General features: G+C 61.2%; 24 protein-coding genes, 2 tRNA genes and 2 pseudogenes. 11 read left to right on the top strand and 17 right to left on the bottom strand.

From position 1 onward, the window contains the following. Nucleotides 1–22 precede the first annotated feature (22 nt). Complete coding sequence (locus D3876_RS18445; RefSeq protein ID WP_119764993.1) at nucleotides 23–1,537, top strand: glycoside hydrolase family 27 protein; 1,515 nt, start codon at nucleotides 23–25, stop codon at nucleotides 1,535–1,537. 68 nt (nucleotides 1,538–1,605) lie between these two features. Here D3876_RS18445 and D3876_RS18440 read toward each other — a convergent pair. The 3 genes and pseudogenes from D3876_RS18440 to D3876_RS18430 all read right to left on the bottom strand — a co-directional run bounded on the left by D3876_RS18440 (nucleotide 1,606) and on the right by D3876_RS18430 (nucleotide 2,826). Beyond that, a tRNA-Thr gene (locus D3876_RS18440) sits at nucleotides 1,606–1,681 on the bottom strand. A gap of 189 nt (nucleotides 1,682–1,870) precedes the next feature. After that, nucleotides 1,871–2,212, bottom strand: coding sequence for a DUF3471 domain-containing protein (locus D3876_RS21150; protein ID WP_338014346.1), 342 nt, complete (start codon nucleotides 2,210–2,212; stop codon nucleotides 1,871–1,873). A 235-nt stretch (nucleotides 2,213–2,447) separates the two neighbouring features. Further along, a pseudogene (locus tag D3876_RS18430) lies at nucleotides 2,448–2,826 on the bottom strand (Lrp/AsnC family transcriptional regulator). A 127-nt stretch (nucleotides 2,827–2,953) separates the two neighbouring features. Between D3876_RS18430 and D3876_RS18425 the strand changes: the two are divergent. Both D3876_RS18425 and D3876_RS18420 read left to right on the top strand, forming a co-directional pair. Continuing rightward, nucleotides 2,954–3,181 carry a DUF6356 family protein gene (locus tag D3876_RS18425; protein WP_119764989.1) on the top strand — a complete coding sequence of 76 codons (228 nt, stop codon included), beginning with the start codon at nucleotides 2,954–2,956 and terminating at the stop codon, nucleotides 3,179–3,181. Nucleotides 3,182–3,264: 83 nt separating this feature from the next. Next, a complete protein-coding gene (locus D3876_RS18420; RefSeq protein WP_238475443.1) occupies nucleotides 3,265–4,686 on the top strand; it encodes a putative sulfate exporter family transporter in 1,422 nt (473 codons plus the stop codon). On the opposite strand, the gene D3876_RS18415 is transcribed toward D3876_RS18420, so the two are convergent. From D3876_RS18415 to D3876_RS18400, 5 genes are all read right to left on the bottom strand, one after another. After that, nucleotides 4,637–5,797, bottom strand: a complete 1,161-nt coding sequence (locus D3876_RS18415) for an IS30 family transposase (RefSeq protein WP_119759367.1) — start codon at nucleotides 5,795–5,797, stop codon at nucleotides 4,637–4,639. The two genes, D3876_RS18420 and D3876_RS18415, sit on opposite strands and share 50 nt — an antisense overlap. A gap of 179 nt (nucleotides 5,798–5,976) precedes the next feature. After that, nucleotides 5,977–6,534 carry a nucleotidyl transferase AbiEii/AbiGii toxin family protein gene (locus tag D3876_RS21275; RefSeq protein ID WP_420801979.1) on the bottom strand — a complete coding sequence of 186 codons (558 nt, stop codon included), beginning with the start codon at nucleotides 6,532–6,534 and terminating at the stop codon, nucleotides 5,977–5,979. A gap of 223 nt (nucleotides 6,535–6,757) precedes the next feature. Beyond that, nucleotides 6,758–7,057: a nucleotidyl transferase AbiEii/AbiGii toxin family protein gene (locus D3876_RS21270; protein WP_420801951.1), complete on the bottom strand. Its 300-nt coding sequence runs from the start codon at nucleotides 7,055–7,057 to the stop codon at nucleotides 6,758–6,760. Further along, nucleotides 7,054–7,707 carry a DUF6088 family protein gene (locus D3876_RS18405; protein WP_119764987.1) on the bottom strand — a complete coding sequence of 218 codons (654 nt, stop codon included), beginning with the start codon at nucleotides 7,705–7,707 and terminating at the stop codon, nucleotides 7,054–7,056. The genes D3876_RS21270 and D3876_RS18405 overlap by 4 nt, the downstream gene beginning before the upstream one ends. A 384-nt stretch (nucleotides 7,708–8,091) precedes the next feature. Continuing rightward, nucleotides 8,092–8,898, bottom strand: a complete 807-nt coding sequence (locus D3876_RS18400; protein ID WP_238475442.1) for an oxygen-binding di-iron domain-containing protein — start codon at nucleotides 8,896–8,898, stop codon at nucleotides 8,092–8,094. Nucleotides 8,899–8,949: 51 nt separating this feature from the next. On the opposite strand from D3876_RS18400, the gene D3876_RS18395 reads away from it, so the two are divergent. The 6 genes from D3876_RS18395 to D3876_RS20300 all read left to right on the top strand — a co-directional run bounded on the left by D3876_RS18395 (nucleotide 8,950) and on the right by D3876_RS20300 (nucleotide 15,323). Further along, entirely contained in the window at nucleotides 8,950–9,510 is a 561-nt protein-coding gene (locus D3876_RS18395) for a TetR/AcrR family transcriptional regulator (protein WP_220475484.1), read from the top strand. A 521-nt stretch (nucleotides 9,511–10,031) separates the two neighbouring features. Further along, nucleotides 10,032–11,102 (top strand): sulfotransferase family protein, encoded by a 1,071-nt coding sequence (locus D3876_RS18390; RefSeq protein ID WP_220475483.1) that lies wholly within the window; start codon nucleotides 10,032–10,034, stop codon nucleotides 11,100–11,102. Next, on the top strand, nucleotides 11,099–12,397 hold the full coding sequence (locus tag D3876_RS18385) for a polysaccharide pyruvyl transferase family protein (RefSeq protein WP_119764981.1): 1,299 nt from the start codon (nucleotides 11,099–11,101) through the stop codon (nucleotides 12,395–12,397). The genes D3876_RS18390 and D3876_RS18385 overlap by 4 nt, the downstream gene beginning before the upstream one ends. 725 nt (nucleotides 12,398–13,122) lie before the next feature. After that, on the top strand, nucleotides 13,123–14,112 hold the full coding sequence (locus D3876_RS18380; protein ID WP_119764979.1) for an IS481 family transposase: 990 nt from the start codon (nucleotides 13,123–13,125) through the stop codon (nucleotides 14,110–14,112). A 131-nt stretch (nucleotides 14,113–14,243) separates the two neighbouring features. Further along, a complete protein-coding gene (locus D3876_RS18375; RefSeq protein ID WP_476661962.1) occupies nucleotides 14,244–14,654 on the top strand; it encodes a hypothetical protein in 411 nt (136 codons plus the stop codon). A gap of 186 nt (nucleotides 14,655–14,840) precedes the next feature. Further along, nucleotides 14,841–15,323: a hypothetical protein gene (locus D3876_RS20300; protein WP_147417689.1), complete on the top strand. Its 483-nt coding sequence runs from the start codon at nucleotides 14,841–14,843 to the stop codon at nucleotides 15,321–15,323. Nucleotides 15,324–15,459: 136 nt separating this feature from the next. Here the strand turns inward: D3876_RS20300 and D3876_RS21265 are convergent. From D3876_RS21265 to D3876_RS18335, 7 genes and pseudogenes are all read right to left on the bottom strand, one after another. Continuing rightward, a pseudogene (locus tag D3876_RS21265) lies at nucleotides 15,460–15,600 on the bottom strand (DUF6538 domain-containing protein); the annotation flags it as partial. A gap of 130 nt (nucleotides 15,601–15,730) precedes the next feature. Then, nucleotides 15,731–15,805 (bottom strand) — tRNA-Thr (locus tag D3876_RS18360). 18 nt (nucleotides 15,806–15,823) lie between these two features. Beyond that, the gene (locus D3876_RS18355; protein ID WP_119764973.1) at nucleotides 15,824–16,690 is read right to left on the bottom strand and encodes a hypothetical protein; all 867 of its coding nucleotides are present in this window, start codon (nucleotides 16,688–16,690) and stop codon (nucleotides 15,824–15,826) included. Then, entirely contained in the window at nucleotides 16,674–17,024 is a 351-nt protein-coding gene (locus D3876_RS18350) for a hypothetical protein (RefSeq protein WP_119764971.1), read from the bottom strand. The genes D3876_RS18355 and D3876_RS18350 overlap by 17 nt, the downstream gene beginning before the upstream one ends. After that, nucleotides 17,021–17,362: an MmcQ/YjbR family DNA-binding protein gene (locus D3876_RS18345; protein ID WP_119764969.1), complete on the bottom strand. Its 342-nt coding sequence runs from the start codon at nucleotides 17,360–17,362 to the stop codon at nucleotides 17,021–17,023. Before D3876_RS18345 ends, D3876_RS18350 begins: the two co-directional genes overlap by 4 nt. Next, nucleotides 17,359–18,717, bottom strand: coding sequence for a serine hydrolase domain-containing protein (locus D3876_RS18340; protein ID WP_119764967.1), 1,359 nt, complete (start codon nucleotides 18,715–18,717; stop codon nucleotides 17,359–17,361). Before D3876_RS18340 ends, D3876_RS18345 begins: the two co-directional genes overlap by 4 nt. Then, nucleotides 18,701–20,008: a replication-associated recombination protein A gene (locus D3876_RS18335; protein WP_119764965.1), complete on the bottom strand. Its 1,308-nt coding sequence runs from the start codon at nucleotides 20,006–20,008 to the stop codon at nucleotides 18,701–18,703. The genes D3876_RS18340 and D3876_RS18335 overlap by 17 nt, the downstream gene beginning before the upstream one ends. 158 nt (nucleotides 20,009–20,166) lie before the next feature. Between D3876_RS18335 and D3876_RS18330 the strand changes: the two genes are divergently transcribed. Beyond that, nucleotides 20,167–20,694, top strand: coding sequence for a PadR family transcriptional regulator (locus D3876_RS18330; protein WP_238475441.1), 528 nt, complete (start codon nucleotides 20,167–20,169; stop codon nucleotides 20,692–20,694). Further along, entirely contained in the window at nucleotides 20,694–20,984 is a 291-nt protein-coding gene (locus tag D3876_RS18325; protein WP_119764961.1) for a DUF2218 domain-containing protein, read from the top strand. Before D3876_RS18330 ends, D3876_RS18325 begins: the two co-directional genes overlap by 1 nt. On the opposite strand, the gene D3876_RS18320 is transcribed toward D3876_RS18325, so the two are convergent. Together D3876_RS18320 and D3876_RS18315 are read right to left on the bottom strand one after the other, a co-directional pair. After that, a complete protein-coding gene (locus D3876_RS18320) occupies nucleotides 20,985–22,166 on the bottom strand; it encodes a glycosyltransferase family 4 protein (RefSeq protein WP_119764959.1) in 1,182 nt (393 codons plus the stop codon). It lies immediately after the preceding gene. Nucleotides 22,167–22,218: 52 nt separating this feature from the next. Beyond that, nucleotides 22,219–23,049, bottom strand: a complete 831-nt coding sequence (locus D3876_RS18315; protein WP_119764957.1) for an LD-carboxypeptidase — start codon at nucleotides 23,047–23,049, stop codon at nucleotides 22,219–22,221. Nucleotides 23,050–23,051 lie beyond the last annotated feature (2 nt).

Below are 23,051 nucleotides of genomic sequence, written 5' to 3'. Positions count from 1 at the left end.
TCTGATCAGGGAGCCCCTTCTTATGCTTTTACGTCTCCTGTCCCTGTTTGCTGCGCTCGCGCTTGTCGCCTTCCAGCCCGCACAGGCGAAGGACGCTACCGCCGGCATCTGGGTTTTCGACACCAGCCTGTCCTATCCCGGCGTGCAAATGATGGAGTTGACGCAACGCAACCGGAAGCTCTCGGGCATCCTCACCACGCGCTGGTACGGCGCCATGGAAATGCAGAACATCGAGCGCCGCGGCGACACGATCGCGTTCGACATGCGCAATCTCAACGACAAGGCCAATCCGACCCGGCGCTGGACCGCGACCGTCAGCGACGGCCGCGTCACGCTCACGGGTGACATCTGGTATGCGCATGTCGAACAGACCGGGCGGCGCGGCACAAAAGGCGAAGCGAAAGCCCGCCGTTTCAAGCCTGTCCAGTTGCCGCCGCTGGCGCCCGTGGCGGCCGACGGCCTCGCTGCAACACCGCCCATGGGCTGGAGTAGCTGGAACAAGTTCGCTGAACGGATTGATGACAAGACGGTCCGTGAAATCGCGGATGCCATGGTCTCCTCGGGGCTTCGGGATGCGGGCTATGTCTATGTCAACATCGACGATGGCTGGCAGGGGACGCGGGGCCCGGACGGCGCGATCCGGCCCAACGAGAAATTTCCCGATATGAAGGCGCTTGCCGATTATGTGCATGCGCGCGGCCTCAAGATCGGCATCTACAGCTCGCCGGGACCGATGACGTGCGCGGGCTATATCGGCAGCTATGGCCATGTCGAGCAGGACGCCAGGACCTTCGCCGAATGGGGCATGGACTATCTGAAATATGATCTGTGCTCGGGCGAATGGTTCTATTCGAGCCGTGACGAGGTGCAGCGCGCCTATCAGCAGATGGGCGCGGCGCTGAAGGCTACGGGACGCGATATCGTCTACAGCCTGTGTCAATATGGCCGCGTTGAGGTGTCGGAATGGGGCCGGGACGTCGGCGGCCATCTCTGGCGAACGACGGGCGACATCACCGACGATTTCGCGAAAATGTCCGATATCGGGTTCGACCGTAATCCAAAATTTGGCAACGCCGGCCCCGGCGGCTGGAACGATCCCGACATGCTCGAAGTGGGCAATGGCGGCATGACCGAAACCGAATACCGGACGCATATGACGCTCTGGGCGATGTCGGCGGCACCGCTGCTGATGGGGCACGACCTGCGGACCATGGATGAAGCGACCAGGGCGATATTGTCGCGCCGCGAGGTCATCGCGGTCGATCAGGATGTCAAAGGCGCCCAGGGCAGAGTGGTGAGTAAGGATGGCGATGCCGAAATCTGGGCGAAACCGCTTTCGGATGGTTCGGTCGCGGTCGCATTGTTCAACCGTGGGACGACCGGGCGCAGCATTTCCGTCGCGCCGGGTGATGCCGGATTTCGCTCGCTGCTCGGCGGGCGTGACCTTTGGAGGGGCACCGACGTCGACACAAATATGCTCGATTTCGCGGTCCCGGCGCACGGTTCGGTAATGTTGCGCCTTTCTGGAAGGCATTGATCGAAGCTTCGCGCTGCGAATATTTTTCGTGGTCAAAGCTTAGGGCGCCGAATCATGAGGATTCGGGGTGGTGCCGGATGAGGGATTCGAACCCCCGACCTTCGGTTTACAAAACCGCTGCACTACCAACTGAGCTAAACCGGCACAGCCCCCAAAGCTGCAGAATTCTGCGACTTTCCAAGCCTTAAATGTGTTCTGCTGAAGGCGTCAATCGAAAAAATGGTCACAAATCATGACACAAGCCCTAACCTTTGATCCGGGAGGCGCTGCGTTCATGCTGCGCATTCGCCTCAGACGGAGCGTCCGCCAGATGGAAGGATCATCGAGGGCGCTTCATTGTGCACCCCCGACAGGCGTGAACATCAGGTCCTGATAATCGTAGCTGAAGTCGGCCAATGGCGAGACGGCCTTCATCGTCACGCGTTCGACCTTGCCGTCGGCGTTGAGGCCGAAGGTGACATAGGCGCGTTCGACCGACTTGTCCTCGAAGCGCGTGACGAAGCTGTCATACTGCCAGTGCTCGAGCGCAGGCGCGCCTGCGCGGTGCCACCGAAGTTCGCGAGGTCGGGTTGCCTGCTGACATATTTGACCAGCCCTCCCCATAGTGCTCGCACCATAGAGTGTGCCCTGCGGCCCCCGCAGCACCTCAACGCGCTTGACATCAAACAGCCCCACGTCGACCCGGAAACCATGGAAAACACCGTCCGAAATGACGAGATGGTGGAACAGGGTGTGGGCGCCGATATATGCATCGCAGTTCCCCGATCGAACGCCGTTCCTGGTGGATCGATGATTAAGCGGGCGCGGCGCCGGGTGGAATTTGACGGCCGTCCGAAAGCCAATGGCAACCGACATATTCGCTGTTCGCAGCCCCGGGCGCGCAAGATGCCGGAAGGCCCGCGTGGCCCCCTTATAAGGGTAGCGCAGTCGTATATTTGATCTGCTCCATCGCGAATGACGAGCTCACGTCGGACAGTTTCGCGCTGCGAATGAGCTTGCGGTAGATTCGGTCATAGTCCGCAATGTCCGCGCAGACGATCTTGAGCAGATAGTCGACCTCTCCGCTCATGCGATAAAACTCGACCACTTCAGGGATATCGGAAACCGCCCTCGCGAAATCGCTCAGCCATTGCTCGTCATGCTGGCTTGTCCGGACGCTGACGAAGACGGTGACGCCAAGCCCAGCAGGGGGACTGCGAAAGTCCCGTCATTTCCGACAGCGCGGCGAGCGACAGTGTGGCATTTGAGTGGATTGCCGTCAGAATCTTTCGATCAAACGAATCGAGCACTAAATTTCCTCTCAAATGCAGTTGTTGAAGAAAATTATCATCCTGAATGTCGATTATTGCAGCAAGAAGGAAAGCCTTTTCTGCGGGAGCCGTCGCAAAATCGGTAACGCGAGAGAGGAGCAAAACGATGCTGCAGAAACTGTTCACGGATCATCCCGCCGATGTCGGGGAATCCTATTTCCAGCATTTCGGTGAATCGGTCCGCTTTTCCGCGACGATGTTCGTCGGATCGCTCGCCTGCTTGGTGCATGCGATCATCCCCGCGCTTTGCGTACGCACGGGCAGCGGCATCATCCGCAAGTTGCACGATCGCATGGTCGTGAATCGGACGAAGCAGCGGCCGTTCGCGGAATGACCGGCCCGGCGGCACGCATCGTTGGCTCCCGGGCCATCGGTCGTGGGCGATTGCCCGAACTCGTGGCGGGCGTGGCAATATGCGTGGCGATTTCGCTAGCGGCGATCGGCATGATGCGCGTTGCGGCAATCCCCGCCGTGCTCGCGGCGCTGATCGCCGGGATGCTGGCGCGCCGCTGGAAGTTGCATGAATGGGGCGCGGCGGGCGTCGATATGGGCGCGCGCTCGCTTTTGCGTGCCGGCGTCGCGCTGATCGGCGTCCGGCTTTCCTTTGAGCAGGTGTCCGGGCTTGGCTGGACGGTCGCCCTGATCGCGGTTGGCGCGGTGGCGGTCACGGTGCTGGGCGGGGCCGCGCTGGCGCGCCTGTTCGGCCTTTCCACGGCGAGATCGGTTCTTTCCGCGGGATTGGTAGGCATTTGCGGCGCTTCGGCTGCGCTTGCCATTTCTTCGGTCCTGCCGCAATCGCCGCAGCGCCAGCGCGAAACCGTGTTCACGATCGCCTGCCTTGCGCCGGCACTCGCCGACCAGGCGATCTATGACCCCGCTGCGCCGGGCACGAGGCCACTGGTGGGCCGTGTGATCGAACGGGGCCTGTCTGACGAGCTCAACGATCGCCATTATCTGCTCGTCGAGGCGACCGATGGGCGCACGCATTATGTCGAGATCGGGGGCGAGAATGTCGACACGTTCACGGGTGGCGCGTTCGTACGGATCGCCCCGGTCGCGACGGGCGTGCGCGAAGCCGATCACACCGTCGCCGCTGTCGCCGCCGCCAATGGCGGGCGCTACGATATCGACGCGCATCTCGAATATGACGCGGCGGCCACCGAAGCCTTTGCCGAGACCCATGTCCGCCGGCTGGAGGCCATGCGTCGGCTGACCAGCGGGGTGACACGCGAGGCCGATGGTACCTGGATCATCGCACCCGATCATCTCGAGCGCGCGGTCGCCTATGAGGCTGCGCGGGCGGCGGACCGGCCGGTGATGGTCGAGGCGCTGTCGTCGCAGCCGCTGGCCAAGCTCATCGAGGCCGACGCCGCGACCTGGCTCGACCGTGAGTTAGTCGCCGCCGATCCGGTCCCCTTGCGCGATGCTGGATTCGGGGCTGATGCGCGAGACGCGCAGGCGCGGCGGCGCCAGTGGCTGATCGCCCAAGGGCTGGCCGAGGAAATGGGCGGGCAGACCGCATATCGCGCGGACATGATTGACGCGCTCCGGCGCCGTGATCTGTTGCGAACGGCCACCCAACTCTCGCGCGAGTTGGGCATGGCGTTTACCGAGGCATCGGACGGCGACCACATCAACGGCATCTATCGCCGGCCCGTTGATACCATGGGCGGGCGCGTCGCGCTGATCGAGAAGTCGAGGGAGTTCACGCTTGTACCCTGGAGACCGGTGCTCGATCGGCATCTCGGTAAGAACGTCTCGGGTATCATGCGCGGTGAGGGCGGTGGGTTCAACGGGTCAGCGCAACACACTCCTCGAACTTTTCAGCCGGCGTCTTAAAGAGCAATGTCTTTCTCGGTCTTTCGTTGAGCTGACGCGCCACGGCGCTCAGCTTGGCCTGGCTGAAGATGGATAGATCCGTACCCTTGGGCAGATACTGACGCAGCAGGCGGTTGGTGTTTTCGTTGGTGCCGCGCTGCCATGGGCTTCTCGGATCGCAAAAATACACGTCGACGTCGGTGGCCAGGGTGAAGCGCTGATGGTCGGCAAGCTCCTTGCCACGGTCCCAGGTCAATGATTGATATAGCTCGCGCGGTAATTTGCGTGCCTGTTTGATCAAGGCCGAGACGACACTGCCGGTGTCTTTATTCGCAACCTTGACCAGGATCACATAGCGCGACTGGCGCTCGACGAGCGTGGCGATGTAGCTATTGCGTGATCCAGCAAGCAGATCGCCTTCCCAATGTCCGGGCACGGCGCGATCTTCGACCGACGCCGGCCGGTCACTGATCGATATGGCGTTCTTTACCTGGCCAAGCCCGTCCCGTTTCAGACTGGCATGGCGCGAACGGCGGATCGTGCGTTTGGCCCTGAGATACTCAAGAAGCTCCTTCTTCAGGACACCACGGGCTTGAATGAACAGGCTTTTGTAGATCGTTTCGTGTGACACCCGATGCTGCTCTTCGTCCGGAAACCTGCGTTTGAGCCAGCCTGCGATCTGCTCTGGCGACCACTTGCGGCACAGTTTGGCTGATACTGTTCGGCGCAGGGAGGCATGGCAAGCCAGCTTGCATGGCTTCGGGCGTCGCGCACGATCCCATGCCGCCTGATCCGATGCCACGGCCCGGTAGCATTCCGTGCCCCCGTTGCGGCCGACCTCCCGGCTGATGGTCGAGGGCGCTCGACCAAGCCGGATAGCAATGGTCCGCAGCGACAAGCCTACTCCGAGCCCTCTGGAAATCTCCTCGCGCTCGCTCAGTCGCAACGCCTGGCTGGGGCGTTTTCGTTCCGGTGGACGGATGCCGCCGGATGGCGACAGCACCGAGAAGATCGACGAAGACTCCCGCTCGAACCGCCGTCCGATCGAACTCATCGACTCACCGCGCCGCCAGCGATCCCAGATTTCGGCCCGCTGTTCCGCCGAGTAGTAAATCCGCCGTCGCTGCTTCATCGCTCCACTCCATCTCGTTAAAAACTGAAGTGTTGCGACCACCCGTTGAACCCACCGCATAAGCTGGACGATCGGACGGCAGCGCAGTGGGCCGAGTATTTCGTGAGGTGGTCGAAGGATGCTGCTGACAAGCTCGGCGAGCCAACCGCCTCCGGGCGGCCCCAGGGATCTCTCGCGGATCAGCCGTCCTCTGTCAGCCGTGTGTCCCGGTCTTGCACGTGTTCGGCATTTAGCCTCGACTGCAACATTGCGACACTTTCGATCACCGCGTCGAAATCGGGCGCGGCGCCGAAGATCATGGCACTCATGGCTGCGTAGTCGCGCCGGAGATCATCATATATGACGCCCTCGGGGCACAGTGCGAAGCTGGGGGCTTCCGCAGACGCAAGGTCGAAGTCGGGCCTGTTGAAGAACATGCGCGCGTGCGCGACGCAGTCGGCACCCAGCGCTGGGTTGGTCAAAGCCTTCTCGCCAGCGGCGGATGCCAGGAGCATGTGAACGTCGTAATAATGACGGGACACGCGGTGCCCGTTGCCGCGCAGCTCACCGCGGATATCGAACCAACGGCGCAACCCGTGCAGGATCACGACCTTGTCCCAGAAGGTGCGCTCCGCATCGACGATCGTGACGTTCGGAACGATCAGGTCCAGATCGGGAGCGTCTTCGTCAACATAGGGGCGGATGCTGTGGACCGCATTGGGATCGAGTGCGGATTTGGCGCCGGACTCGATCTTCACGCTTTGTCGATATAGCCGTCGGTGGGCGTCGCGGTTGGATAATGAACCAGCAGCGTCTGGCTGTCTGCGTCGTGCGGCGCGATGCGGAATCGGTCGGCGGGCAAGCCGGTCCGTTCAGCGGTGGCGGCGGCGATCGAGGACAGCTGCTCCAGAAGCGGCCCGTTGATATAGGCTTCGCACGCCGCCTTGATCGCGTCGAGTGCGGCGTCGCGCTTCTTGCGACTCAGCGCCTGCAGCTCTCGACGCTCGCGGCTTTGCCGAGGTCGTCGCGGAACACCGTGACATCGATATCTTCAGAGAAGCGACGGATCAGCCCGAAGCCCTTGGATAGCGAGGTGCCACCCTTGAACAGCAGCCTTGGCCCGTCCGGAAGGCCGTTGAAGAGCGAGTCCAGCGTCCAGCAGACCCAGAAGTCCTTTTCGGCATTTTGCGGAGTTGTGCCGAGGCGCAGCGCGGTCGCGGTGAAGAGACCCGCCCGCGTGTCCTGATCGGCGGACAGGATCACATCATAGTTCAGATTCATGCGGCTTTGGGCTCGTCGGTGAGGATGCTTCTCAGATAGTCCTGCATCCAGGCCGGCAATGTCGACATTCCGTCGCGCAGGTCCTTGCGCAGCCGTGCGCCGTCCGGCTCGCGCCGGAGAAGCTGCTGGAGCCTGTAGCGGATGACTTGGTTCTCCTCGACGTCTGTCGTGGCGTCGCGCAGCCAGTGAAGCGCCTGCACGATTCGCATCGCCGGGCGACCAGCCCAAAAGAGCTTGCTGGCGGCCGTAGGCCGGAAGCTGATGTCGAGATTGCCGAGATGGACCGGCTTCAGTCGGGCGTCGGTGTGGACGACGATCTTTGCTGGAACCGCATTGGTGAGACCAAGATCGTTGGCGGCGGTCATGCCGTCGACCAGAACCCGAATCTGGTCGCGGCGGGTGATCGCCTCGACCACTTGGCGTGGATCGGGGGGATTGGGCGCCTTGGTGAGGCGGTTGAAGGCCGGCTTGTCGTATAGGCCTCTGTCGAGTCGGCGGAGCGTGCTGGCCGCGACAAAACGCTGGAGCACCTTGTCGACGGCGGCGCGCGTGGCGAGGTCGAGAAAGTCCGCCGCCGTCCATACGCTTCGTGGCGCACCGGCGGCGATCCGCTCGAGGACGCGGCTCTTCAGGTCGGTCGACTCGTTCATTTGTCCGAAATTTGTATATGTTTTTCGGACAAAGAGCAACCGATGTCCGAAATTTGTGGTCATATTTCGGACATCGGTTGCTTTCGGTCGGTGAAATAGCGGACGTTGGAAGCGACGTCGCGCTAATGGCGGTTAGCGCCCACAATGCCGGCCATGCCGGGCGCATATTCTCGCCGCCAAAGCCGACGGTCATTCAGGGTAGGACTGCGAGACGGATCGGCCGATTGCAAACCGTCTGCCTATACGTAGCACGCTCTAAACGAGACGTTCAGGCGAGTCCGTCGAGAGAGCCTGGGAGGAAGCCAGCGCGCCCTTATATCGCCCCTATATGTGAAGATGGATGATCTCGCCGAGAGCATTGCACCTGATCAGCAGGTGGGAGCGTCACAAGCCGACCTCTTGCGCGGCGAGGCGGACGCGGCGGTCATAATCGTCAGCGAGGGCCGCGAGAGCCGCGGGCGAGTCGCCCGCAAACGACGGTCCGTGCATCAGCGCCAGCGTTCTCGGTGTCAGCGCGGCAAGTCGGCGGATCGTCGCGCCCATGCCGGGATTCAGCGCCGAAAAGCAGGCCGTGTCCTCGGCCGCTATGGCGGGCCCGACGATGTCGCCTTCGGTCAAGGCCGGGCCATTGCCATATTGGGTAAAGAGATCGCCACATAGCAGCGTGTCGGTTGTCTCCTCGAAGATCAGCCCAGCTTCCCATCCGTGCGGTACATGCGGCGTGTCGAGATAGCGCACCCGCCTGGAACCGAGGTCGATGATTTCGCCATCCGCAAGCACACGCGGTGTGCGATCGGCCATGTCAATCAGGGATACATTGCAGCCGGTCATCCCATGCGCCACCTCCGCCCGTGGTGCGACGGCGAGCCATTCATTCATCGATCCGCATTCGTCCGCTTCATAATGGCCGAACGTAATCCACCGGAGCCTTTCTACTGGCATGAGGCGGCTCACCGCGTCTCGCACGAGCGGAAAGAGCCGTCGTGGCCCGGTATGAAACAGAAGCGGCTCATCTCCCAGCACGAGGAACTGGTTGAAGGTGAGACCGGCCGGCGCCTCGATCTCCGGCACGAATGTCGAGAACCGGAAGATGGCGTTGGCGATCTCGTCGATCCTGGTTTCCATGGACGTTTCCCCGTCCTCAAGTTTGACAATGCAATGCTGTGTATTCAAATTGAAGGAGTGAGTCAATTATGAATGCACGATGATGTGCACTGGAATTATATGGCCCGAAGCTACACCTTGAAACGCCGCGCCGAACAGCAAGCCGAGACGCGACGGCGCATCGTCGAGGCGGCCGTCGAACTGCACAGCACGGTCGGTCCCGCGCGCACAACGGTCAGCATGTTGGCCGAACGCGCCGGCGTCCAGCGCCATACGCTTTATGCGCATTTTCCGGACGAGTGGAGCGTGCTGCTCGCTTGCTCGGGGCATGTGCTCGAGCGGGATCCGCTGCCGAACCCCGAGCCGTGGCGCGCGATACAAGATCCGCGCGAACGCGTTCGCACCGGTCTTGGCGCGATTTATGGCTGGTACGCGCGCAATGCCGCGGTCCTCGCCTGCACGCTGCGTGACAGCGAACATCACGCGCCGACGCGAGAAATCAACGAACTGCGGTTCTGGCCGGCAATGGCGGCCTATCGTGAAATCCTGGGTGCCGAGCTCGATGCCCGTGACCATGCACTGCTCCTCCTGGCGCTGAGCTTTCACACCTGGCGAACGCTCGTGCAGGAGGCTTCGCTCGAGCAGGCTGATGCCGCCGCCGCCATGGTGGAGGCCATTTGTTCGGCACGCATATCCTGAAGCTGGCTTTGCGAGAATCCGTTCAACCTGGTTGGTATGTTTTTCCTTTGTCGCTCGGTCCTCGTTCGGGCGACAGGGCGAAATAAAATAGCGGACGTTGGAAGCGACGTCGCTGATTGGCAGCAACCGCCCACATTTCCGACGTTCGAGGGGCGTTTGTCGGCTCCCGAAAAGTGCCACTCATTCAGATTGGAAGGCACGACTGCTTTCAGGCGACGCGCAGGACGCAGGAACGTCAATTTAGTCGTGGCAAGCGGACTGGCCGCTTATGGGATTTGCCACATAGCCTCGCTGACAAAGTTGCCTGCTTTTTGCGATCTCGCGCGTGTCTGTTCTGGCGGGTGAAAGACCCTTGACGAACGCATCGGATCTAAGCCGAAAGAACATTTCTTATTTGGAGCGCCGCTTACCTATGTTGTCCCAAGCGGTTTGGGAGGCTTGTATGCGTCGCTATTCGGCGATCATCGATAAAAAACGTCGGGTATGCACAGCGCGACAAACGCGGCCGCTTCGACAGAGCTGTGAGCGTCGGCAAGTCCCGTTCGAATGTCCGGCGGGAAATGTCTGGTTCAAACCCTGTCGCGATTGGCGGAGCCATCTCCACCTACAAACCCGAGTCCCATTTGCGCGGTATCATCGATGTACACCGCTCCCTGTACCCGCGCATTAAGCGGAGGCGCGAGAATCCAATGCAATTTGATAACATCGACTTCATCATTATTGGGGCCGCGAAGTCGGCGACCACCTGGCTTCAGACACAGCTACAGTCGGACCCGGCAGTTTACATGCCTGATCCGGAGCTGCACTTTTTCTCCAGGAATTACAGCCGAGGAGAAGATTGGTATCTCTCGCAGTTCACCGAGGAGGGGTTCGGTAGAACCGTTGGCGAGAAATCCAATTCTTATCTCTACGAGCCCGAAGCAGCGGTCCGCCTCCACCGACACCTGCCCCATGCGAAACTAATCGTACAGCTACGCAACCCCGTGGAGCGGGCATATTCTGACTACTGCATGCTTTTCAGACGTGGCGAGGTGGGAGGGGATATAGGGAACTACCTCGATCCCTCATTGGGGGAGAATTTGCGGTTCCTGGTCGCCGGCAATTTCGCGTCGCACCTGCAGTCTTATATCGACATCTTTGGACGCGAGGCACTTCTTATCCTGTTTTTCGAGGGCGTGTTGGACGACCCTGAAACGCAGATGTCACGGGCCCGGGCTCACCTGGGCTTGCCGCCACGCCCTCTCGCACCAGATGGACAAGAAAAGGTGAAGGACAAGACGGTGCCGGTAGTGCCCGCCGGATTGAGCAAGCGCCTTGCTTGGATGAAACCGATTGCCCGCCCCCTACGAGGCACCTTCGCGTTCGAGGCCATTCGTAAGTTAATTGCACGCAAGCCCCAGTATCCATTGCTAACAGACGAGCTGCGAAAGCGCCTGAACGATTATTACGCTCCCTCTATTGAAGCACTAGAGCAGATGAGTGGTCAGTCGCTGAGCCGCTGGTACGAATCGACGGGACCGATGAAGCAAGAAACGACTTTTACTGACGTGCCGAAACGGATCAATTATCAAGGGGGAGGTCAGGCATTATGAAAGTGTTCATCATTACCGGAATCCAGATGAGAAACAAAGGCTCTCAGGCAATGTTTCTTTCCCTTAGCTATTCCCTGAAATCCATCTACGGCGAGTGTGAAGTAATTGGTTTCGCGGACAGATATGACTCTCCCGAGCAATATACGTTTCCGCTATTTCCATATGACGACTATACGCGTAATGTTCTCAAATATGGGTTGCACAAAGTGCCGTTTCTAGTGCCTATATTAACGCACTTTGTCGCCCGTCTGAGAAAAAGCGGTAAATGGCACAATAAAATTCCGAAGATGAGAAATGCATTGCTAAAAGCGGATGCTATCTTTGACGCAAGTGGCTACACGCTTGGCTCCGGATGGCCCAAGAAAAGCGGCAGGATATTACTCGATACAATTAGAATAGCTAGGCGCTATGACAAGAAGATAATATTGATGCCGCAAAGCTTCGGTCCATTTGACTGGGGAGAGAAAGATGACTCTGACTTTACTGATGATGTGAAGAAAGAGTTGTCGTACCCCATAAAGATATACGCGCGCGAGCGCGAAGGGTATGAATGTCTTACGTCTCTTGGGCTGCGTAATGTTGAATTATCGGCTGACATGGTGATTAGAGAAAAGATTTTTCCAAAAACCTGCCAAATCTGTGCGGAATATAAGGACAACGAAAAGATTTATCCGAAACAAAACTCCGTTGGTTTCATCATAAATAAAAACGTGTTTAGAATTGGTGACGCTTCTGCAGTCATCGACCTGTATGCGAGAATGCTTGAGCAATTGCTCGAGAGTGATGAGCAGGTGTACATTCTTAACACGGCCACCGCCGACACAGATCTTGTTAAGCAAGTCCTTAAAAGAGTAAATAATAGCCAAAAGGTGCGCCTAATTTCTGGAGAATATTCAAGTCCAGAGCTTATAGATATCATTGCTCGATTTAAGTTTGTAGTCGCATCGCGCTATCACTCTGTGGTGTTCGCTTACCGAAGTGGTGTCCCTGCAGTCATACTCGGGTGGGCCAGCAAATATACTGACCTTGCGGCCCTCTTTCAACAGCAGGATTACGTCTTCGACATTAGAAGACCAGATGCCGAGCAAATTTTAGAAGGAGTGAAAAAAATGGGCGCAAATTACGAGGACGAAGCAAAGCGCATAAAATTAAGTCTGAAAGGTGTCCAATCCACATCTGTAGTTCTGCAAGCCGTAAGGGCCTTAGATGAGCAAGCTTTACCGGCAACGGTTGCGAGTCGTCACGAAATCGCATCCTCGCGCGGTAGTGGGCTAGCTAATGTGGTGACTCCGTAGAGTGATTTGGAGGCTTCACAGTCGAATTGTGAGATGTCTGCTCTCGGCTCACAGACAGCCGCTTCGTCAGAAGAACCGCGGGACTAGGGCGCGAACTCATAAACCGGCTTGAGATTTGCGGGTCAGCGTGATTCAGGCTTCCCGTTGGGATGGAGGCTTGATGATGCGGCGGCATTACGCCGAGGATCGCAAGCACAGATGCGAATCTTGAGTTCGTAACCTGGTTGAAGGCCAGAGGCTTTATTTCGTCGTGAAAGCGAGGTAGTTTCTTTGACGACGATATCCTTATCCACCTCTTCAGAAAATGAGCCGATGTTTGCTGCCGCCGCAGTTTGAGGCCAAACGCGTCCAACGTCCGGCTTGGTAAATTTCCTCGCAAAACCGGACTTTCTGGACATCCGACGGAGGGTGACGTGCGCATCCGACCTGAACGAACGTCGGCTTACCTCGATCGCTGTCCCATTGCTGACTGTCCGGATCGTCGACGAAGCGGACAAAACCGCGGCGTTGATTGTCGACCTGAATGAACGACCGCTTCCTCGATGGCCCTCAATTCCAGACTGTCGGCAACCGACATTTCGAACAATCTCGGTTGGCTGGCGATACCCAGAGGAACGATCGCTTGTAGACATTCGGCAGAGCGGTCGAACGACCGGCATGGACGCTAGGTGTTTGGTCCCGCGGAGTGGTGATACGGATAATCATCCTATCTGGCGGGAGGAGCTATGGGGCAGATTTTACACGGCAGCGCCCGAACGACTGAGGCGGTCCGTCGAGCGATACAGCGGAGTGAAGAGAGCGTGAGGGCGCTGGCCAAGCGTCACGGCATCAGCCCGACCACGGTCCAGAAGTGGCGCAAGCGGACGAGCGTTGCGGACGCGCCGATGGGGCCGAAGGCCATTCATTCCACTGTACTGACGATAAAAGAAGAGGCGATGATTGTGGCGTTCCGGCGCCACACGCTGCTGCCGCTCGACGACTGCCTTTACGGCTTGCAGCCGACGATCCCGCACCTCACCCGTTCAGCACTCCACCGCTGCCTGCAGCGCCATGGCATCAGCCGGCTGCCGGAGATCGAGGGCGACAAGGCTCTCCTGAGCGAAGTCGAAGGGCCGGCGAAGAAGAAGTTCAATGCCTACCCGATCGGTTACTTCCACATCGACATTGCCGAGGTCCGCACCGAGGAGGGCAAGCTTTACCTCTTCGTTGCGATCGATCGCACCTCGAAGCTCGCCTTTGCCAGGCTGGCGGACAAGGCGAACACAGTTACGGCCGCCGCTTTCCTCGACGAACTGGTCGAGGCCGTACCCTACGACATCCACACGGTGCTGACCGATAACGGCATCCAGTTTGCCGACCTGCCGAAGAACCGCGATGGCCCGACCGCCCGCTGGCGCGGCCACCCCTTCGATCGCGCTTGCTGGCGTCACGAGATCGAGCACCGGCTGACCAAGCCGAACCATCCGTGGACCAACGGGCAGGTCGAACGGATGAACCGGACGATCAAGGACGCCACCGTCAAGCGCTACCATTACGACAGCCACGACCAGCTCCGACAGCATCTCCGGCTCTTCATCGATGCCTACAATCACGCCCGCCGGCTCAAGACGCTACGTGGCCTAACCCCCTTCGAATACGTCGCTCGCATCTGGACAGAAGAGCCCGATCGATTCAAAATCGATCCGTATCACCACTCCGCGGGACCAAACACATAGCTCCCGCTCAGGTAGCGAGCTGCTTCATGGCGCGCCTTGGCGCCTCAAGACCGCCATATGAGGTTCGGGGCGCCGGCCTGATGATCGCGGCTTGAACCTGGACGCATCCGGTGTCTGGCGGGAGAGCCGTGTTGACGCCCACCAAGCTGCTGATAGGTCAGATCCTCGTCATCTTCGGCATCGTTATCGTCGGCGTGTGGACGGCGACCCAATGGACGGCCGCGATGCTTGGCTATCAGGCAAAGCTCGGCCCTCCCTGGTTCGCGCTTGGCGAACTGCCGGTCTATCGGCCGTGGGCGATCTTTCCGTGGTGGTATCATTACGAGGCGTACGCGCCGCATGTCTTCGACAAGGCGGGGACACTCGCCGGCGCCAGTGGCTTTCTCGGTTGTGCCGCCGCCATTACCGGTTCGCTCTGGCGCGCGCGCCAAGCCCGGCATGTCACCACCTATGGTTCGGCGCGCTGGGCGACTAACGGGGAGATCGAGCGCGTAGGACTGTTCGGCGACGCAAGCTACAGGTCGATGCACTGCGAGCCATGATGGTAGCGGGCAACCTCTCTTCTTCTACTTCGTAGAAGAGACATAGAAATGGGACAAAATAGGCGCGTCGGGCCTCGGGCGGACGCTCGCTTTACCCTCCATCATCGCCAGCCGCGCGCCGACAAGCTGGACGCCCGTCAGCGGCGGCTCTGCCAAGCCGACCATGGCTTTCTGGAGGCGCTGAGAGTGCGTGTGTCGAGCGCCGATCGGTTCTCGGCCTTTCTCGACGGCGTGCCCTTCTACATCGCCTTGGAGCGCCCCTGCGCCAAGTGCGGCAGCTTCAAGAAGCGGACCCGCGATCGGTCCTGCTACGGCTGTCACCTGAGGCGCGGCGGCGAGAACTTCGAGCGCGTGAAGGCGGGAGTGTCGCCTATCGTCTCGCGCAGCAAGGACGGACACTTAGACCTGCTTGCCCGCAAGAAGGCGGAGCGGGAAGGTAAGTTCATCGCCGCAGAGTTTGGGCAGTTATCGGTAAGGCGTTATCCCACCGGCCGCTTGGAGGTAACATTCCCGGATGGCTATCCCTACGCGCCTCCCTCAGTAGATCGACAATGGCGGCATCGCCGGGGCGCATCTCCGCTGTGGAACCGCGCGCCCTTCTTTCCCACGCTTCCTTGTGCGGTTGGCGGGCTGCCTGCCGCGCCTTTTGCGCCTCTTGCTCCTGAGTGAACTGCACCCAAAAGGCGGCGTTCTCCTCCTCCCAATCGGCTTGCGCCCGCTCGGCGTCTAGCTGCGCCGGAGAGGGTGTGGCTACGGGAAGGGCAGCGACCTCTCGGACAGCAAGCTCGGCCTGAACTGCATCCAGTTCCCGCTGCGTCTCAATCTCATGATACGGTAACAGGCGCTTGGCTGCGTCCTTGTCCTTAGTCCTGAGGGAGAAGAAGAACTCCCGCTTGTCGATGATCGGCCTCAGCGCCTCTGGGGTCGGCCTGCGGAAATAGTACATGCCATTGTCCCGAGGGCCGTGGAGGTATCTGCACATTGATCGTTCCTTCGCTGCTACGATTGTAGCAGGCGACCGTAGAAAGCCTTGTTTTTCCAGTGTGTTCCAAGGTTCTAAGCGCCTTGGAGAGGGGTGGTGCCGGATGAGGGATTCGAACCCCCGACCTTCGGTTTACAAAACCGCTGCACTACCACTGTGCTAATCCGGCCCGGATCGCTCCAATGCTTCAAACCACGCCAAAGGTCCAGCCCTCCGAACGCGCGATCTCTTGATTGAGTGGCGTCGGCTGCCACAGCGCCGGGTTCTTCGCGCTGACGCGCAGCCACGCTGCGGCGAGGATCGCGTCGGTCGCATGATCGTCGTAGCGGGCAAGCGGGATATGGGGCGCGGAGCCGAAGCTTGCCAGCGCGGCGTCGAGCGCGTCGGGCGTGCGGATTTTGCTCAGCCCCTTGCCCAGCCCGGCGGCCCGCGCGGCTATCGCGGTGTAGATCTCGACAACGAGCGCGCCACGCGCGGGCGCAGGATCGAACGGCCAGACGGGCAGGGTGCGGCTGAGGCGTGCCAGCGTGCGCATGCCCGCGAAGCTGGCCTTGGCCACCTGGGCAGCGCCGATCGCGTCATAGACGGTCGAGGGCTTGCCGCCGCCGCCTGCATTATAATGCGCTTCGCAGGTGCGCAGATGCATATAGTCGGCCTTTCGACCGTCGGCGGCGCCGAAATAGAAATGGCGGCGATGATGCGACTCGAGAAAGCTCGCGGCCCCCAGATCGGCGTCGTCGCAGCGCGCATCGACATAGTCCCAGAAGCGCTTGGCGGTTTGGGGCACCGTGTCGCCGGGCAGGTAGCTGCCGCGCGCGATGCGTGGCGGTGCGAAGCTGAAGTCGAAGCCGATCAGAAGCGGCTCATCGGCACGCGCCTCGATCCATTCGGCTATGCGCTCGCGCGACCAGGCGCGGCCCGGCGGATCGATCAGCACGGGCGCGGCGTCGCCCGCCTCGCAATGCGCCAGAGCGATGCCCCTATGCGCGCTGCCCTTGGCGCCCGACCAGTCTATGGCCGCAAAGCGCGTGAAATGGTCAGGGACGTTCGCCACCGCGCTCCGCCCGCTGATTGTTCGAGGCGCGATCCCACCAGGCGCGTTCGATCAGAATCCGCATCCGTTCAGGATCGGCAGCGCCGGCGTTGACGAGCACACAGGGCCAGCCTTCATATTGCGGCGTCTGCCAGAAACAGGCGGGATCGGTCTGCTTGAGTATCTCGATCTCCTCGCGGGTGGCGCGCAGCACATAGGTGCCGGGTGCGCGGCCCTGCGAGACAATCTGCTGACCGCGCACCTGTGGGCTGATCGATCCCCTGGCACCCGTGCCCATGGTCACGCCGGGCAGCGTCATTGCAAACGCAATCGCTGCGTCCCACTCGAAGCTCAAGGGCGGTCCCCGAATGCCTGACGCTGCACCTTTTTGGCGCGGTCCCACCAGGCGCGCTGGATATAGGTCCGGATGCGCTCATGCGCGTCGGTTCCGAAGCGGACGAGGATGGCGGGATAATTGCGATAGTGATCGGTTTCCCAGAAGGTCGCCGGATCGGTTTCCATCAGCAGCAACTTCTCATCCATGCTGACGAGCAGGCAGAAGCTGCCCTGTTCGCGACCGGGCGAGACAAAGGCCTTGCCGTTCACCTTGGGACAAAGCGCGCCGTAAAAGGACGCCATCTCCACATCGGGAAGCGCGCACGCAACGGCGACGACCTCGTCCCAGTCCTTCATTCGAGCGCCGCCAGCACGTCTGCGGTGAACTGCGCGATGTCAAAGCGCGCCCCTGCCGGATCCTCGCCGCGACGCACGATCACGACCTTGCGGCTGGGAACGATCACGACATATTGCCCGCGATTGCCGAAGGCGGCGAACGTGTCGGCCGGGACGCCGGGCGATTTGCTCATCAGCCAGAAGGTGGCGCCATAGCCGAACTCGCCCTCGGGCTGTGGGCCGGACGGCGTGGTTACGTACTTCACCCACCCTTCGGGCAGGATGCGCTCGTCGTTCCAGACGCCGTCATTGAGATAGAGCAGTCCGAAACGCGCAAGGTCGCGCGCGGTGGACCAGACCTGACTGGAAAGGATGAAATTGCCCTGCCAGTCGGTTTCGGCGACGGTGCGGGTCATGCCGATCTTGTCGAACAATTCCGTTTGCGGAAAGGTCGCATAGACTTCGTCGCCAGCTTTCGCCCGAAGCGCCCGCATGACAAGAACGATGTCGTTGTTCGCATAGCGGAAGCGCGTGCCCGGCATTGCGTCGAGCGGCCATGCGGTCACTTCCTGCGTCACCGTCGTCCCGCCGAAATAGAGAGCATCGGTGCGGTTGCCGGCAGTCTCGCTGTGCAGCCCGCTCGCCATGCGCAGAAGCTGGTCGATCGTGATGTTCCGGCGTGGATCGCCATCGGTCTGCCACTCGGGAACGCCGCTCTTCTGGTCGGCTGATAGCAGGCCCCTTTGGACGGCTGCGCCGATCAGGGTTCCTGTCAGGCTCTTTGCAACCGACCAGGTGCGCTGCGAGACCTTCGGTCCAAAACCGTCGGCATAGTTTTCAGCAATGATCCTGCCATTGCGGACGACGACTAGCCCCGTCGTCGTGCCGGTGCCATAGCTCTTTTCATCAAACGCGCGCTGGGCGACGGCCGCTAGTCTGGCGGGGGTTCGTACCGTGATACCGGCATCGCCTTGAGGCCAGCGCGGTTCGACGGCCTTCTCGCTCGGGGGCATTTCGCGAAGGGTTACGAGATGCGCTGGGGGCGTGCTGCCAATCGGGGCGATGGTGCAGCCTCTTCCCGGCGCCCAGCCCGCAAAGCGCGGAGGCAGCATGGCGTCAAAACCGACGGCGACGCCAAGTTCCGAAACCTCTGCCTTCAGCGTCGGCAGGAGCGCATCATATTGCGGATAAATGCCCTTGAGCTCCAGCGCCTCGATCTGCGCCTGTGTTCTACCGCCGTTGAACATGCCGCTGCACAAGGTCAGCGCCTTGTACCCCGCGGCGATCGCGCGGTCGTAAGTGGTCGGTTCCTTGGGTTGGGCCGCGGCGGGCGCGGCGATCAGAAGGGCGAGGGCAACACTAACGCTTCTTTGCACGCAATTCCTCCCAATAGGCCAATCGTTCCCCGATCCGCTTCTCGAAACCGCGGTCCACCGGCTCGTAATAGGTCTGCGGCCGCATTTCCTCGGGCCAGTAATTGTCGCCCGAAAAGCCCTCGTCGGCGTCATGATCATAGGCATAATCCTTGCCATAACCGATCTGCTTCATGAGCTTGGTGGGCGCGTTGAGGATGTTTTTGGGTGGCATCAGCGATCCGGTGTCGCGCGCCGACTTCCATGCCGCCTTTTGCGCCTTGTATGCCGCGTTCGATTTGGGCGCCGTGGCGAGATAGAGGCACGCCTGCGCAATCGCGAGTTCTCCCTCGGGAGACCCAAGGAACTCGTATGCGTCCTTGGCGGCAAGGCACTGGACGAGCGCCTGCGGATCGGCAAGGCCGATGTCCTCCGAGGCGAAGCGGACGAGCCGGCGCAGCACGTAAAGCGGCTCCTCGCCCGCGGTGAGCATTCGCGCGAGATAGTAGAGCGCCGCCTGCGGATCGGAGCCGCGCAGTGATTTGTGCAGTGCGGAGATCAGGTTGTAGTGGCCCTCGCGATCCTTGTCATAGACCGCAACGCGGCGATGGAGGAAGGCGGCGAGCCCCGCGGGATCGAGCGGCTCGTCGATCTGGACCGAGAACAGCGTTTCGACCTGGTTGAGCACAAAGCGGCCGTCGCCGTCGGCGCTTGCGATCATCGCGGCGCGTGCGTCGGCAGTAAGAGGAATTTCGCGGTCCTCAAGTTCCTCGGCGCGTGCGAGCAGCGTTTCGAGCGCAGCGCCGTCGAGACGGTTGAGGATCAGCACCTGCGCGCGGCTGAGAAGCGCGGCGTTGAGCTCGAAACTGGGATTTTCGGTGGTGGCGCCGACCAGCGTCACCGTTCCATCCTCCACATAGGGAAGAAAGCCGTCCTGCTGTGCGCGGTTGAAGCGATGGATCTCGTCAACGAACAGCAGCGTACGATGCCCCATGCGCGCATGCTCGCGCGCCTCGGCAAAGGCCTTTTTGAGGTCGGCGACACCCGAGAAGACTGCCGAGATCGCGACGAAGCGCAGGCCCACGGCATCGGCCAGCAGCCGGGCGATCGTAGTCTTGCCGGTGCCCGGGGGCCCCCAGAGGATCATCGAGGAGAGCCGTCCCGCCGCGACCATCCGGCCGATCGCGCCTTCGGGGCCGGTCAGATGTTCCTGACCGACGACATCCTCGAGCCGTTGTGGACGCAGGCGATCGGCAAGCGGCACGCTTGCCGCATCTGCGGTCTCGGAAGGGGCGGGGGCGAAGAGATCGGCCATGGGCACCCTAGATAGGGCCCTCGAAAAAAAATGCATCAGCCTCTTGTTAAGTGTGTTTCAAGATATATCTTAGACGCACAGAGACTCACGGAAAGGTAACTTCTCTCATGTTTTTTACTTTTAACGGGCGCGGCTGCGGGCCGCGCGGATTTCATGCGATGCACGGGCAAGGCGGCTGGGGCCGTCATGGCTGGGGCGAACAGCGTGGCGGTGGACGCGGTCGACGGCGCGTGTTCGACGGCGGCGAGCTTCGACTGGTCCTGCTTAAGCTGATCAGCGAGCAGCCGCGGCACGGCTATGACCTGATCCGCGAGATCGAGGAACGGACGGGCGGCGCCTATGCGCCGAGCCCGGGCGTGATCTATCCCACGCTGACGCTGCTCGAGGATATGGGCCTGATCGACGAGGAGAAATCCGAAGGCGCGAAGAAGCTGTTCTCGATCACCAAGGCTGGCGAGGACCATCTGAACGAGCGCCGCGAAGAGGTCGATGCGCTGTTCGCCAGGCTTGCCGAGATGGGCGCGATGCGTGCGCGGACCGAGGCGGCGCCAGTTCGGCGCGCGATGGGCAATCTCAAGAGCGTGCTCCAGAACCGGCTTGCCGAGGAGGAAGTGGATATCGATCTGCTCCACCAGGTGGCCGCGCTCATCGATGAGGCGGCGCAGAAGATCGAAAGGCTGAAATAATGACGGCAAGCACGGCCCGCGTTCCCACCACCAATGGCAGTCGCTATCTCCAGCAGCTCTGCAAGCACTGGGCACACAAGATGCCTGTGGAGTTCACTCCCGAAGTCGGAACGGTGAACTTCCCCACCGGCGCGGTGGCGACGATGACCGCGGAACCCGAACATTTACGTGTCGAGGTCAGCGTCCCTGCGGACGGTGATCTCGGACGCATGCAGCAGGTGGTTGCCGACCATCTCGATCGCTTCGCCTTTCGCGAAGCGCCACTGGCCTTTGACTGGCAAAGAAGCTGATCAGGGGACCGGGCTGGGGCGGGGCGGGCTGCTGCCTGCCTCGCGCTGGCGGATGACACGCAGATAGCCTTCGACCAGCGCCTGGTTCACGGCGTCCCAGCCATAGCGATCGCTTACCTGCTGGCCAGCCTTGCCCGCGGCGGCACGGACGGTGTCGTTCTCGCAATAATATTGGAGTGCGTCGGCAAAGTCCTTGATCGCACCGGGACGGACAAGGCGGCCGGTGATCCCGTCGGTAACGAGGCTTTCGCTGCCTGTTGCGCGCGCGGCGACAACGGGCAGGCCCGTGGCCATCGCTTCGAGCGTGACATTGCCGAAGGTTTCGGTGACCGATGGGTTGAACAGCATGTCCATCGAGGCGACCGCGCGGCCCAGATCGGGACCCGCCTGAAAGCCTGCGAAGATGCCTGAGGGCAGCCGGTCCGCAAACCATGGGCGCGCCGGGCCTTCGCCCACGATGAGTACGCGATGTTTCACCCCGCGCGTCCTCAGCGCGTCGATCGCATCCGAAAAGACGTCGAGCCCCTTTTCCATGACGAGCCGGCCGACAAAGCCGATCGCGACCTCGTCATCCGCAATGCCCAATTCGCGACGCCACGCCATATCGCGCCGATTGGGATTGAAGATTTCCTGATCAATGCCGCGCGACCAGATGCCGACATGATAGTTCATGCGCTGGTCGCGCAGAAGCTGCGCCATCGAATCCGACGGCGCGAAAATCGCATCGCAGCGGCGGTAGAAGCGGCGCAGCATCGCGAGTGCGAGCGGTTCCATGAAGGCGAGGCCGTAATAGCGCAGATAGGTTTCGAAGCGCGTATGCACCGAGGCGACCACGGGCTTGTTCCACTTGTGCGCCAGCGTTACCGCACGGTGGCCGAGCATCTCGGGGCTCGCGACGTGGAAGATGTTGGGGCCAAAGCGCTTGATGTCGCGCTTGATCGACGGTGGAATCATCAACGGCGCGCGATATTCCGCGCGGCCGGGAATCGCGATCGAGGGGATGCTGACCAGATCGCCCATGGGCTCAAAGGCAGGCTCTTCGACGGTCGGCGAATAGACCCGAACATGCGCGCCCTGGCGCAGCAGATAGCCGACAAGGCGGTTGAGCGCCTGGTTGGCGCCGTCCCGGACATAGTTATAGTTGCCGCTGAACAGCGCGATGCGGAGATCGGTGACGTCCATAAGCGATCAGCCGATAACGGCTTGCGACGAAAATTGCCACCGCCAAGGCAGATCACGCGCCGCCGAAGGGAACCACCCTGTTTTCAACGTCATGGCCGATATTGGCGGTGCCGAGCAGGGGGATTCCGGAAACCGCGCACCAGTGCGCGACGATCTCGTCGACCTCGTAACCGAAGGACCGGTCATTCTCGATCACGTCGCTGACGCGTCCAAGCCGGATGCCCGCGACGCGGCGGATCGCCGGATCGCTGGTGATGTGAAACAGCGTGCGGTCGATCCGGTAATGATGCTCGGACACCTCCTCGAGCATCAGCACATGATCGGTGAGGTCGGGTTGGAAGGGCGTGCCGATCAAATTGCTGAGGATCGTCATGTTGAACGCGACCGCGCGTTCCCTGGCGGCATTGGGCTCGAGTGCATCGGTGGAACGTTCGACAAGCCAGTCAAGCGCGCGATCGACCGCGGCTTCGCCGCCGTCGCGGCGGATATCGGCGGGCATCGGGCCGTGCGCGACATTGGCGAAGCCGGCGGCATAAAGTGCGCCGAGCAGGCTGCCCGCGTCCGAATAGCCGAGCCACTGTTTGGCGCGTGCGGCGTCGCCCAGCCGGGGGAGCGTGGTTTCGACGACGCGGCATGAGCCATAGCCCCCGCGCGCGAACCAGATCGCGTCGATCTCGGGATCAGAGGCGTATTCGACCAGGGCTTTCGCGCGTGCTTCGTCATCTCCGGCGAAATGCCCATGGGTCAGGAAGCATTGCGGATGGAAGCGAATCTCGGGTGCAGATTCGCCGTAGAGCGCCTGTGCCCGCGCGGTGACGCGGTCGACCACATCGCCGTCGATAGGGCAGCTTGGCGCGACAACGCCGATCCGCGTGGTTTTCATGG

Source organism: Sphingomonas cavernae, assembly GCF_003590775.1.
Lineage (GTDB): Bacteria > Pseudomonadota > Alphaproteobacteria > Sphingomonadales > Sphingomonadaceae > Sphingobium_A > Sphingobium_A cavernae.
Note: the sequence above shows the minus strand (reverse complement) of the source record. Positions and strands in the feature narration are given on the sequence as shown.

What these genes read in the sequence shown, in the direction of transcription:
- D3876_RS18445 (WP_119764993.1), top strand. Translation starts at nt 23, where the DNA reads ATGCTTTTACGTCTCCTGTCCCTGTTTGCTGCGCTCGCGCTTGTCGCC.
- D3876_RS18425 (WP_119764989.1), top strand. Translation starts at nt 2,954, where the DNA reads ATGCTGCAGAAACTGTTCACGGATCATCCCGCCGATGTCGGGGAATCC.
- D3876_RS18415 (WP_119759367.1), bottom strand. Translation starts at nt 5,797, where the DNA reads ATGAAGCAGCGACGGCGGATTTACTACTCGGCGGAACAGCGGGCCGAA.
- D3876_RS21270 (WP_420801951.1), bottom strand. Translation starts at nt 7,057, where the DNA reads ATGAATCTGAACTATGATGTGATCCTGTCCGCCGATCAGGACACGCGG.
- D3876_RS18405 (WP_119764987.1), bottom strand. Translation starts at nt 7,707, where the DNA reads ATGAACGAGTCGACCGACCTGAAGAGCCGCGTCCTCGAGCGGATCGCC.
- D3876_RS18385 (WP_119764981.1), top strand. Translation starts at nt 11,099, where the DNA reads ATGAAAGTGTTCATCATTACCGGAATCCAGATGAGAAACAAAGGCTCT.
- D3876_RS18380 (WP_119764979.1), top strand. Translation starts at nt 13,123, where the DNA reads ATGGGGCAGATTTTACACGGCAGCGCCCGAACGACTGAGGCGGTCCGT.
- D3876_RS18345 (WP_119764969.1), bottom strand. Translation starts at nt 17,362, where the DNA reads ATGAAGGACTGGGACGAGGTCGTCGCCGTTGCGTGCGCGCTTCCCGAT.
- D3876_RS18335 (WP_119764965.1), bottom strand. Translation starts at nt 20,008, where the DNA reads ATGGCCGATCTCTTCGCCCCCGCCCCTTCCGAGACCGCAGATGCGGCA.
- D3876_RS18330 (WP_238475441.1), top strand. Translation starts at nt 20,167, where the DNA reads ATGCACGGGCAAGGCGGCTGGGGCCGTCATGGCTGGGGCGAACAGCGT.
- D3876_RS18325 (WP_119764961.1), top strand. Translation starts at nt 20,694, where the DNA reads ATGACGGCAAGCACGGCCCGCGTTCCCACCACCAATGGCAGTCGCTAT.
- D3876_RS18320 (WP_119764959.1), bottom strand. Translation starts at nt 22,166, where the DNA reads ATGGACGTCACCGATCTCCGCATCGCGCTGTTCAGCGGCAACTATAAC.
- D3876_RS18315 (WP_119764957.1), bottom strand. Translation starts at nt 23,049, where the DNA reads ATGAAAACCACGCGGATCGGCGTTGTCGCGCCAAGCTGCCCTATCGAC.